This window comes from Rubrobacter tropicus, assembly GCF_011492945.1.
Classification (GTDB): domain Bacteria; phylum Actinomycetota; class Rubrobacteria; order Rubrobacterales; family Rubrobacteraceae; genus Rubrobacter_D; species Rubrobacter_D tropicus.
In genome coordinates, this window is sequence record NZ_CP045119.1 from 2,022,749 (window position 1) to 2,034,120 (window position 11,372).

Sequence of the window (11,372 nt, forward strand, 5' to 3'; positions counted from 1 at the left end):
GGAGCCCATGCAGAGCTACGAGATCAGACGCCGGTTTCTTGAGTTTTTCGGAGAACGGGGCCACAGGTTCTACCCGAGCTCCTCCCTCATCCCCTACAACGACCCCACGGTACTCCTGACGACGGCCGGCATGCAGCAGTTCATAACCTTCTTCACCGGCGAGGACAAACCGCCATCCCCCCGCGCCACCAGCGCCCAGAAATGCTTCCGCACCCAGGACATCGAGGAGGTCGGGGACAGGCACCACCTCACCTTCTTCGAGATGATGGGCAACTTCTCCTTCGGCGACTACTTCAAGAAAGAGGCCGTAGATTACGCCTGGGAGTTCCTCACGGCCGAGCTCGGCCTGGCGCCCGAGCGGCTCTGGATCACGATCTTCGAGGGCGACGAGGATGCCCCCGAAGACCTCGAGGCCAAGAGGTTCTGGATGGACGTCGGGGTGCCTGAAGAGAAGATCTTCGGCCTCCCCAAGAGCGAGAACTGGTGGGGACCGCCGGGCGACTCGGGCCCGTGCGGCCCGTGCTCGGAGATCTACTACGACTACGGCGAGGAGTACGGGCTCGGCGACCCTTCGCAAGACCCGAAGTACGGCCCGGGCGGTGACGAGGGTGACCCGCGCTTCTTGGAGATCTGGAACCTCGTCTTCAACCAGTACGAGCAGCGCAAGGACGGCACCCTCGTCCCGCTCGCCAAGACCGGCGTCGACACGGGCATGGGGCTGGAACGGACTACGGCCGTCGTCCAGGGCGTCCGCTACGTCTACGACACGGACCTCTATGCCCCCGCTTTCGAGAAGATAAAAGAGTTCGCCGGCGTCTCCGTCGGCGACTCCGATGCGACGGACAGGGCGCTTCGCATAGTCGCCGACCACACCCGCGGCATGGCGTTCCTGATCGCCGACGGCGTCAGGCCGGGCAACCAGCGCCGGGAGTACGTGCTGCGGCGCATGATCCGGCGCGCCACCCTGCAGGCGTACTCGCGCCTGGGCCTGGGCCCCGAACAACTGGCCGCCGTGGCCGAGACGGTGGTGGACTACATGGGCGATTTCTACGGGGAGCTGCGCGAAGCCAGGGAGGACATCCGCCGCATCGTGACCGACGAGGCCGCGAGGTTCGTCGAGATCTTCGAGTCGGGCAAGGAGCTCCTGGAGTCAGAGCTCTCGCGCCTGGATGGCGGCAACTTCCCCGGCGACGTCGCCTTCACCCTCCACGACACCTACGGTTTCCCGGTCGAGGTGACGCGCGAGGTGCTCGCCGAACGCGGCGTCTCCCTGGACGAGGCCGGCTACGAGGCCGCGATGGACGCGCAGCGAAGCCGCGCCAGGGAGGCCGCGCGCGGGTACGACCGCGCGGTGGCGGCGTTCGGCGGGCAGGAGATTCACAGCCGGTTCGTCGGGTACGAGCGGGAGCAGATAGAGACCAGGATCGTCGCCCTCGAAGACTCGCCCGATGCGCCCGGCGAGGTCTCGGTGGTTTTGGCCGAGAACCCGTTCTACGCCACCGGCGGCGGACAGGTCGCTGACGAGGGTTGGATCACCTCGGGCGACGGCCAGCTTGAGGTCTTCGACGTGGTTCCCGCGGGCGGCTACCAGGTCCTTCGGGCGAGGGTGGAGCGCGACGGGTTCGCCGTGGGCGACGCGGTCACCGCCTCCATAAACCGGGTGCGGCGGCAGCAGATCGAGGCGAACCACACCGCCACGCACATCCTGCACTGGGCCCTCCGGGCCGAGCTCGGCCCGGACGTCGCTCAGGCCGGCAGCTACGTCGGTCCCGACCGTTTGCGCTTCGATTACCGCTACGGCGGAAGGGTCAGCGAGGAGCAGGTCCACCGGGTTCAGGAGGTGTGCCTGTACAAGATCACCGAGAACCAGCCCGTCCGCTACTACACGACGACCATCGACGAGGCCCGCGAGCTCGGCGCGATGATGCTCTTCGGCGAGAAGTACGGGGATCTCGTGCGGGTGGTCGAGGTGGACGGCTTCTCCCGCGAGCTGTGCGGCGGGACGCACGTCCGGGGCACGGCGGAGGTCGGGGCCTTCAAGGTCCTCTCGAACAGGAAGCACGGCGCCGACCTGTACCGCATCGAGGTCGTCACCGGCCGCGAGGCGCTCTTCTACCTCACGGAGACGGCGGAACAGGCCGAGGAGATAGCCGGTGAGCTCCGGGTTCCCGTGGAGAACCTTCCCGACGCCATCGAGAACCTGCGCCGCGAGGCCCGCCAGGGTCGCGAGGCGGCCCGCGAGGAGGCGCTGAAGCAGGGCCTCGGCGAGGTCGGGACGCTGGTCGATGGGGCGGAGAAGATGGACGGCGCCAGGGTCGTCACCGGGCAGGTGGTCGCCGCGGACGTCAAGGGCTTGCGCCAGATCTCCGACGACGTGAAGAACCGCCTCGACGGCCCCTCGGCCGTGGTACTCGCCGCCGACCTCGACGGCAAGGCGGTGCTCGTCGCCAACCTCCATCCCGACGTCTCAGGAAAAGTAAGGGCCGGCGATATAGTCAAGGAAGTCTCGGGCGTTCTCGGCGGGGGCGGGGGCGGCGGGGCTACGATGGCCCAGGCCGGAGGGGGTAACCTCGAGGCCATCCCGGACGCGCTGGCGAGGGCGCGCGAGATCCTGGGCCGCAAACTCTCCGACGCGGGGTAGTAGGCCCTGACCGGCGCCGGACGCGTCGCCGCGCTCGACCTCGGGACCGTCCGCACCGGCGTCGCCCTCTCCGACCCCGACCGCGTTATAGCCGCCCCACTCGACGTCGTCCCGAGCGGCGAATTGACCGTCTACCTCCGCGATCTGTTCGCCTCGCAGACCGTCGACGAGGTCGTCGTCGGGGTGCCGAAGACGCTGGCCGGCGAGGTCGGCCCCCAGGCCAGCGGGGTTTTGGATACAATTGCGCGGTTGAGGCGGGAGTTTCCGGGCGTACGGTTCGTCGAATGGGACGAGCGCCTGACCACCCGCATGGCCGTCGCTGGCGGCTCCAGAAAGGCGGGCAAAAAGAAGGGGCGGCGCCCGCCGGTCGACCACCTGGCGGCAGCCCGCATACTGCAGGAGTATCTGGCGAGGAGGGGGGACCTCTGAGGCGCTACGACAAGAGCAAGCGCGAGGACCGGGCCGAGCTCGAGGCCCGGCTCGACGCCTTGCGTTCGGCCAAGGGTCAGAAAGGCCGCAGAAAGCGCCGCTCCAACTGGGGGCCGACCGTTCTCGGTGTTCTGCTACTGGCCGGCGCCCTTGGGGCCGTGTACCTGATCTACACCTCGGCCTTCGCCGGCGGCGGGGACGACGAGGCCGAGGGGCCGGCGCAGGTCGAGGTGGTCAAGGGGGACACGCTCTCTACGGTCGCCACCAAGCTTGAGAGAGCCGGGGTGATCTCTAGCGCGTTCGTCTTCAAGGTCGAGGCCCGCGTGGACGGCCGCGACACCACGGTAAAGACCGGCCGCTACACCTTCCAGCCCGGCGCCGACGCCGACGAGATCCTATCCAAGCTAACCGCCGGGGAGGCCGTCCCGACCATCGCCGTTACCGTCCCCGAGGGCCTGACCCTCTCTGAAACTGCCCGGACCGTCGCGGAAGGCACCGACATCTCCGCCGGCAAGTTCGAGGCGGCCGCGCGCCGCACGGACTACGGTTACGCGTTCCTGCAGGACTCCAGAGCCCAGACCACGGAGGGATACCTCTTCCCGCGGCGCTACGACTTCGAGAAAGGCGTCACGGCGCCGCAGGTGGTGGACCGCCTGCTCGGGCAGTACCTGCTAGAGACCGAAGGTCTCGACATCGCGGGGGCCAGGGAGCGTCTCGGCCTCACCGAGCACGAGCTCGTGACCGTGGCTTCCATGATCGAGAAGGAGGCGGCAAACGCGGAGGAGCGGCCCGTGATCGCCTCCGTCATCTACAACCGCATCCGCAAAGACATGCCCCTCCAGATAGACGCGACCATCCAGTACGCCCTCAAACGTCCCAAGGAGAACCTCTCCTACTCCGATTTGGAGATCGAGTCGCCCTACAACACTTACGAGAACGAGGGCCTACCCCCCGGCCCGATCTGCAGCCCCAGCCTCCAATCGCTCCGGGCCGCCCTCGAACCCGCCCAAACAAACCACCTCTACTACGTGCTCAAGGCCGGCGGCGAAGAGCATTTCTTTACCAACGACTACGACGAGTTCCTGCGGGCCAAGGAAGGGGCTGGAAGGTAGCTGTCAGCCATCAGCTGTCAGCTATCTGGCTGTGGGAATGTCGCGGGCGCTCTAGGAAGGCGCCCTGATCGTCTGCTGCGCTTGCGGCGATGACCTCCGCGTGGCGCTGTCTGGTCGTTTGGGCCTGCCTCTTCATACTTCTTGCGCCCGTCTCTCTGGACCGTGATAGTTTGGCGTCTCCTGTACGTGGCGCGGCCTGTCGAGGACAGCGGTTAAAGTTCGTGATCGAACGCTTCGAAAACGGTCTCGTGGTTTGGCGACGGGAAGAGGAGCGATGGGCGTTCGGGAGGCGGCGGCTGTGCTTGTGGAGGAGGGGGTCGTCACGCGGGCGCAGTTCGATGAAGCGCTGGCTTTGCGGGGGAACGGGGACCGGCGCGAGGTCCCGGAGCTGCTCGTCGCCCTCGGGCACGCAAGCGAGGACGAGCTGGCCCGGGCTTTGGCCGCGAGGCTGCGGTTGGACTTCGTCGATCTGGCCGAGACCGACGTGGAGGCGGGGGCCGCGGGGATCGTGGACCGCGAGGTCTTGCGCCGGCACCGGGCGCTTCCCATCAGGGTCGAGAGCGGCAACCTGGTCGTGGCGATGCGCGATCCGGCGAACCTCTACGCGATCGAGGACCTCGCGATGCTTTCGGGACACCGGATCCGGCCCGTCGTGGCTACGGGGAGCGGGATAGAGCGCGTGTCTAAAGCGGTTTTCGCAGCGGCCGGAGGCGCCTGTGACGGGTCGCCGGAGGCCGACAGGGGGGCCGCAGGCGAAGGCGGCGACGCGTTGGAGCTAGGGTTCGTTTCCGTCGGTGACGGGCCCGTGGTGCGTCTGGTGGGCTCCATTCTGGAGCGGGCCCTGGGGGAAGGGGCCTCCGACGTGCACGTGGAGCCGCGGGCCGGCGAGACGAGGGTCCGTTACAGGGTGGATGGGGTGCTGCGCAGGATGACGTCGGTGCCGGCCAGTTTGCACGGCGGGGTGGTCGCGAGGATCAAAGTGCTCGCGGACCTCGACATCGCCGAGCGCCGGGCGCCCCAGGACGGGCGCCTCTCAGTGAAGCTCGGCAGCAGCCGGGCCGACCTGAGGGTCGCCACGCTCCCCACGATCTTTGGCGAGAAGGTGGTGTTGCGGCTGCTGGACACGGCGAACGTCGAGGTGGACCTGCAGAGTCTCGGGTTCGAGGCCGGGATGCTCCGCCGGTACGAGAGGGTGTTTCGCCGGCCCTACGGCACCATCCTCGTCACCGGCCCGACCGGGTGTGGCAAGTCGACGACGCTCTACGCGACGCTCGGGGAGCTCGACGGCGCCGAGAAGAACATAGTCACCGTCGAAGACCCGGTCGAGTACAGGATGCCCGGGGTAAACCAGGTACAGGTCAACCCGAAGGTCGGCCTCGGCTTCGCCTCAGGCCTCCGTAGCATCCTGCGGTCCGACCCGGACGTCGTGATGATCGGGGAGATAAGGGACAGGGAGACCGCGCGGACCAGCGTCGAGGCGGCCCTCACGGGCCACCTGGTCCTCGCCACCCTCCACACCAACGACGCGCCCTCGGCCGTGGCGCGCCTGACGGACATGGGCGTCGAGCCGTTCCTGACGGCCTCCGCGGTCGACTGCGTTATCGCCCAGCGGCTGGCGAGGAGACTCTGCGAGCACTGCAAACGGCCCTCCCAAGTAGAAGACGAGGTTCTTCGAGAACTCGGCCTGCCGGACCTGACGGGGGCCGATTTTTGCGAGCCCGTCGGGTGCCGCCGGTGTGGGGGCATGGGGTACCGGGGGCGCATCGGCGTGTACGAAATGATGGTGCTGGATGCGTCCCTGCGCGACCTCGTCCTACGGCGGGTCCCCGCGGGAGAGCTCGGCCGCGTCGCCGAGGCGGGGGCATGGTTCGTCTCAGAGAGGATGGCCTGCTAAAGGCTGCCAGAGGGATAACCACGATCGAGGAGGTCTTGAGAACGGTGGTCTGAACCCGCCGGAATGGAAGCCCCCCGTCTCTATTGCCCGTATCTTGCGGTCGGCCTCTGGCGCGGACGTTTTCTGTAGAATGGATGCCCGTTGCCGCGGATTCGGGAGGGCGTTGGGCTTTGGGCTTTTGGGGTGAACTGGGGGACAGGATCGTGGGTGCGCCGTCGATCCTTGCGGCCGACTTCGCGAACCTGGCGGAGGATGTGCGCCGGGCGCAGAGGGGAGGGGCGGAGCTCGTCCATTTCGATGCCATGGACAACCAATTCGTGCCCAACCTGACCGTCGGGCCGGTCGTTGCGGCCTCGCTCGTCGAGGCGATAGACCTGCCGGTGGACGCGCATCTCATGGTAGACAGCCCGGACAACCTGATCCCACCCTTCATAGAAGCCGGGGTGGCGAGCATCTCGGTCCAGCCCGAGGCCGTCACCCACCTTCACCGGACCCTCACCATGATCCGGGCCGGCGGCTGCGAGGCGGGCGTCGCCCTCAACCCGACGACCCCGCCCGAGTTCATAGAGTGGGCGCTCCCCTACCTCGATTACGTCCTCGTAATGACCGTCAACCCGGGCTTCGGCGGCCAGTCCTTCATCCCCGAAATGGCCGACAAGGTACGCAGGCTCAAAGAGATGACCGACCTCCCGATCCAGGTGGACGGCGGCATAACCGCCGAGACTGCCCCCATAATGGTCGGAGCCGGCGCCCAGGTCTTGGTCGCCGGCTCCGCAGTCTACAAGGGCGACGCCGAAGTAGAGATGAGGAAGATTATCGACGCGGCGCGCGGAGCCGGCTAGCACGCTCGCTTCGCGAGCTTGTCGGCACGCTCCGGCTTCGCCTCCGCTTTCAGCACGGCGCTGCGCGCCTTTCAGCCTGTCAGCCAGTCGTCTACGTGCGATACGTTTCGCGACAACGGAATCGCTTTCGCAATGCGCCGCCCGGTTGGGCCCCGCTCGGCAAAAAGCTGAAAGCGTAGGCCGAAGGCCGGAGCGTGCCGAAAGCGAGGCCTGCGAAGCAGGCCGATGCGTGCTGAGAGTGGAGCCCATAGGGCGGAACGTGCTGACAAGCGGATCCCGCAAGGGCGAAGCGTGCTGACAAGCTGTTGGCAGCGTGTCATTTCGTGTGGTATTAGTTTCCTCGTAACTTTTCGGGGGCGGGTGGAATTCCCGCACCGGCGGTGAGCCCGGAGGGAGTGTTCCCGACGGGGAGCCCGCGAGCCCACGGGTAGGACCCGGGGGTTGAGCCGGTGAAGGTTCGCGACGAGCCGTAGTCCGGCGCCGACGGTCAGAGTCCGGATGGGAGAAAGGTAGATTTGGCAAGAGGTTCTTTTGAGGATCTCGCCCGCCGGCTTGCCGAGCGCGGGCGTTTTACCGTTGCGCCGAACCCCCTGGTCGGGGCCGTCGCCGTGCGCGGCGACGCCGTCGTTGGCGAGGGATGGCATGCGCGGGCCGGTGAGGATCACGCCGAGGTCCGCGCGCTGAAGGCGGCCGGGGGCGCGGCCGCCGGGGCCACCCTTTTCGTTACGCTCGAACCCTGCAACCACCACGGCAGGACGCCGCCTTGCGTGGAGGCGATCCGGCAAGCCGGGGTCTCACGGGTGGTGGTTGGCGCGCTCGACCCCGACCCGCGGATGCGCGGGCGAAGCGTCGAGATGCTCCGCGATGCCGGCATCGAGGTCGAGGTGGTCGGGGATCCCGCATGCGAGCTCCAGAACGAACAATTCTTTCACAGGATGCGCACCGGACGTCCGTTCGTACACGTCAAGCTCGCGACCACCCTCGACGGCAGGATCGCGGCCCCCGGCGGCGACAGCAAGTGGGTGACGGGAGAGGCGGCAAGGCTCCGGGCGCACGCCCTGCGGGCCGAGGCCGGGGCCGTCCTCGTCGGGGCCGGTACCGTGCGGGCCGACGACCCGACCCTGACCGCGCGAGGCCTGCCCGAGGTGCCACCGGCGGTAACGCGCGCGGTACTCGACCCGAGATTGACCACGAGCCCCGAGAGCAAGCTCGCCCGGACGGCCTCGGATTCGCCGGTCGTCGTCTTCGCCGCTTCTGAGAGCCTCGACGGGAGAGAACGCGCCCTCCTGAAGGCCGGTTGCGAGGTCGTGGAGGCGCCGGCGAACGGGGGAACCCTGGACCTCTTGTATATCCTCGACGAGTTGGGGCGGCGGGGGGTCAAGGGCGTCCTGGTCGAGGGCGGCGGCGAGACCGCGACGGGCTTCGTGGAACGGGGGCTCGCCGACAAGCTGACCCTATTCTACGCCCCGAAGCTTATGGGCTCCGAAGGCGTGCCGATGATCGGGACCCTTCGGGCCACCAAGATGGCGGAGGCCCTGCGGTTTCGCGTCTCCGGGGTCGAGGCCGTCGGCGAGGACGTGGCCGTTACGCTCTACCCGGCCAGGAGTGAGGAGGAGAAGCGTGTTCACCGGGCTTGTTGAGGAGGTGGGGCGCGTGACGGCGCTCGAGGCGAAGGAGGGGGCCGGGGACGCCAGGATCGGCCTCTGTGCCGGTACCGTGACCGGGGGGACCCGCGTCGGGGATTCGATCCTGGTCAACGGCGCGTGCCTGACCGTCGACGAGATAGAGGGCGACGCCCTCGTCTTCTACACGATGCCCGAGACGCTGAGGCGCACCGCGCTCGGAGGCCTCCAGAGAGGCAGCGCCGTAAACCTGGAGCGGGCGATGGCCGCCGGCGGGCGGCTCGGGGGGCACATCGTGCAGGGTCACGTCGACGGGGTCGGGGAGGTGCTCGACGTCAGGCCGGAGGACGACGCCGAGATCTGGACCTTCTCGGCGCCCGAGACGGTGCTGCGTTACGCCGTCGAGAAGGGGAGCGTCTGCGTCGACGGCATAAGCCTCACCATAGTCTCCGTCGAGGAGGACCGGTTCACCGTATCCATCCTCCCACACACCAGGTCCAACACGAACCTCGGGGAGCTGGGTGTGGGGGACCACGTCAATTTGGAGGCGGATGTAGTAGGGAAGTACGTGGAGCGGCTCATGGAGCCGTGGACAGCCAAAACCGAGAGAACAGTTAATCAGCTCGAGAGGAGAACCGAAGATGCCGTTTAGCCCCATGGAAGAGATCCTGGAAGATATCAAGGCCGGAAAGATGGTAATAGTCGTCGACGACGAGGACAGGGAGAACGAGGGGGACCTCACCATGGCCGCCGAGCTCGTCACCGCCGAGGACATCAACTTCATGGCGACGCACGGCCGCGGCCTGATCTGCCTCCCGATGGCCGAGGAACTGGTGGACAAACTAGACATCCCCCAGATGACCGTGCACAACTCCTCCCGCATGGGAACGGGCTTCACGGTCTCTATCGAGGCCCGCGAGGGCATCTCCACCGGCATCTCCGCCGCCGATAGGGCCCACACCTGCCGCGTGGCCGTCGACGAGGCAACGGGCCCCGAGGACCTCGTCATGCCGGGGCACGTCTTCCCCCTGAGGGCGAAGGCCGGCGGCGTCCTGCAGCGCGCCGGGCAGACAGAGGCGGCGGTGGACCTCGCCAGGCTCGCCGGCCTCAAGCCCGCGGGCGTGATCTGCGAGATCATGAAGGAAGACGGCACGATGGCCCGGGTGCCGGACCTCGAGGAGTTCTCCGCCGAGCACGACGTCAAGCTCGTGACGACCGCCCAGATCATAGAGTACCGCCACGCCTACGAGACCCAGGTCAAGTGCGCCGTCGAGACGAAGCTTCCGACCCCGTTCGGCGAGTTCAGGCTCAAGGCTTACGAGAGCGAGATAGAGGACCTCACCCACCTCGCCCTCATTATGGGCGAGCCCGAGGGCAAGGACGACGTGCTCGTCCGCGTCCACTCTGCCTGCCTCACCGGCGATGCGCTCCACTCTTTGCGCTGCGACTGCGGCGAGCAGCTGGAGTCGGCGATGGAGCTCGTCGCGCGCGAGGGCGAGGGCGTCATCGTCTACATGCAGCAGGAGGGGCGCGGGATCGGCCTCCTAAACAAGATGAAGGCCTACCACCTGCAGGACGAGGGCATGGACACCGTCGAGGCCAACCAGAAGCTCGGCCTCGCGCCGGACCTGAGGGACTACGGTACGGGAGCCCAGATCCTCAAGAGCCTCGACCTCAAGCGCATCCGGCTCCTCACCAACAACCTGACCAAGGTCGTGGGCCTCAGGGGCTTCGGATTGGAGATCTCCGAACGCGTCCCTTTAGAGATGGAGCCCAACGGCCATAACGAGCGCTACCTCAAGACCAAGCGCGAGAAGCTAAACCACGTCTTCGACAAGATCTAGGAGGAAAGATGCGTCGAGACGACGGCGCCAACCACATTGAGGGCACCCTCTCCGCTAGCGGCAAATCCTTCGGGATCGTCGCCTCCCGCTTCAACGACTTCATAGTCAAGTCGATGCTGGAAGGCTCGCTAGAAGCCGTGCGGCGCCACGGCGGCGACGTCGGCTCGGTGGACGTCGCCTGGGTGCCCGGCTCCTACGAGATACCGCTGGCCGCCAGGCAAATGGCGCTAACGGGCCGCTACGACGCCGTGATTTGCCTCGGAGCCGTCATCCGCGGCTCCACCGCCCACTTCGAATACGTGGCAAACGGCGCCGCCGGGGGCATCTCCGCAGTCGCCCTGGAAACCGGCGTCCCGACCATCTTCGGCGTCATCACGACCGAGACCATAGAACAGGCAATCGAGCGGGCCGGCACCAAAATGGGCAACAAAGGCTTCGAGGCCGCCGTCTCCGCCATAGAGATGGCCGACCTGATGCCCCGCATAAAAAGCGGAGGGGGGACTGCTTAAGCAGTCCCCCCTCCGCTTTTAGCCTGTCAGCTAGTCAGCACTTCAGCCTGTCAGCTTTCTGGCTGACTAGCTGAGAGCGTAGGCGAAGCCGGAGCGTGCTGACAAGCTGGAGCTAGACGTTCTCGACGACGCGCGGGGTCTTCGCCACTGCCTTCTGGACCTTGAAGGCCTTCAGGCACGAGGTGCAGGTCCACACGCGCTTGGTCGTGCTGCCCTCCTGGATCCGGACCTTCTGCAGGTTCGGGTTCCAGCGGCGGCGCGTCGCGCGCAGGGAGTGGCTCCTCGCGTTACCGTACTCTGGCTTCTTTCCGCAGGAATAACAGACCTTCGCCACTTCAATTTCTCCTGTGCTAGGATACCGGTCGAATTTGGGGACCCCGTGCGCCGCCGTGGGCCGGCTCCGGGCGTCGGGCAGGCATTGTACCAGATCGTCGCGGATGGACAGGAACGCGGAGGGCCTTCGGGTTCTCCCGAACGGG

The 11,372-nt window shown here is 67.2% G+C and carries 10 protein-coding genes and 1 riboswitch; of the genes, 9 read left to right on the forward strand and 1 reads right to left on the reverse strand.

The features are described from left to right. Positions 1-7 precede the first annotated feature (7 nt). The 9 genes from alaS (at position 8) to ribH (ending at position 10,893) form a co-directional block, all read left to right on the forward strand. Positions 8-2,641 (forward strand): alanine--tRNA ligase, encoded by a 2,634-nt coding sequence (gene alaS / locus GBA63_RS10040; RefSeq protein ID WP_166175714.1) that lies wholly within the window; start codon positions 8-10, stop codon positions 2,639-2,641. A gap of 6 nt (positions 2,642-2,647) precedes the next feature. Then, complete coding sequence (gene ruvX / locus GBA63_RS10045; RefSeq protein ID WP_166180040.1) at positions 2,648-3,070, forward strand: Holliday junction resolvase RuvX; 423 nt, start codon at positions 2,648-2,650, stop codon at positions 3,068-3,070. 59 nt (positions 3,071-3,129) lie between these two features. Next, a complete protein-coding gene (gene mltG, locus GBA63_RS10050) occupies positions 3,130-4,182 on the forward strand; it encodes an endolytic transglycosylase MltG (protein WP_166175716.1) in 1,053 nt (350 codons plus the stop codon). A 274-nt stretch (positions 4,183-4,456) separates the two neighbouring features. Next, positions 4,457-6,076 carry a GspE/PulE family protein gene (locus GBA63_RS10055; protein WP_166175718.1) on the forward strand — a complete coding sequence of 540 codons (1,620 nt, stop codon included), beginning with the start codon at positions 4,457-4,459 and terminating at the stop codon, positions 6,074-6,076. Positions 6,077-6,246: 170 nt separating this feature from the next. Continuing rightward, entirely contained in the window at positions 6,247-6,918 is a 672-nt protein-coding gene (gene rpe / locus GBA63_RS10060) for a ribulose-phosphate 3-epimerase (protein WP_228282403.1), read from the forward strand. A 342-nt stretch (positions 6,919-7,260) separates the two neighbouring features. Then, positions 7,261-7,432: riboswitch (FMN riboswitch) on the forward strand. Between the two features lies 1 nt (position 7,433). Further along, complete coding sequence (gene ribD, locus GBA63_RS10065) at positions 7,434-8,558, forward strand: bifunctional diaminohydroxyphosphoribosylaminopyrimidine deaminase/5-amino-6-(5-phosphoribosylamino)uracil reductase RibD (protein WP_166175722.1); 1,125 nt, start codon at positions 7,434-7,436, stop codon at positions 8,556-8,558. Next, positions 8,539-9,192 (forward strand): riboflavin synthase, encoded by a 654-nt coding sequence (locus GBA63_RS10070; protein WP_166175724.1) that lies wholly within the window; start codon positions 8,539-8,541, stop codon positions 9,190-9,192. Before ribD ends, GBA63_RS10070 begins: the two co-directional genes overlap by 20 nt. After that, complete coding sequence (locus GBA63_RS10075) at positions 9,182-10,384, forward strand: bifunctional 3,4-dihydroxy-2-butanone-4-phosphate synthase/GTP cyclohydrolase II (protein ID WP_166175726.1); 1,203 nt, start codon at positions 9,182-9,184, stop codon at positions 10,382-10,384. The genes GBA63_RS10070 and GBA63_RS10075 overlap by 11 nt, the downstream gene beginning before the upstream one ends. Positions 10,385-10,392: 8 nt before the next feature. Next, a complete protein-coding gene (gene ribH / locus GBA63_RS10080; protein ID WP_166175728.1) occupies positions 10,393-10,893 on the forward strand; it encodes a 6,7-dimethyl-8-ribityllumazine synthase in 501 nt (166 codons plus the stop codon). Positions 10,894-11,005: 112 nt separating this feature from the next. Here ribH and rpmB read toward each other — a convergent pair whose 3' ends face one another. Further along, on the reverse strand, positions 11,006-11,227 hold the full coding sequence (gene rpmB, locus GBA63_RS10085; protein WP_166175730.1) for a 50S ribosomal protein L28: 222 nt from the start codon (positions 11,225-11,227) through the stop codon (positions 11,006-11,008). Positions 11,228-11,372 lie beyond the last annotated feature (145 nt).

Bases quoted from the DNA above. Each gene is read 5' to 3' on its own strand.
- alaS (WP_166175714.1), top strand. From the start codon at position 8: ATGCAGAGCTACGAGATCAGACGCCGGTTTCTTGAGTTTTTCGGAGAA.
- GBA63_RS10075 (WP_166175726.1), top strand. From the start codon at position 9,182: ATGCCGTTTAGCCCCATGGAAGAGATCCTGGAAGATATCAAGGCCGGA.
- GBA63_RS10055 (WP_166175718.1), top strand. From the start codon at position 4,457: ATGGGCGTTCGGGAGGCGGCGGCTGTGCTTGTGGAGGAGGGGGTCGTC.
- ribH (WP_166175728.1), top strand. From the start codon at position 10,393: ATGCGTCGAGACGACGGCGCCAACCACATTGAGGGCACCCTCTCCGCT.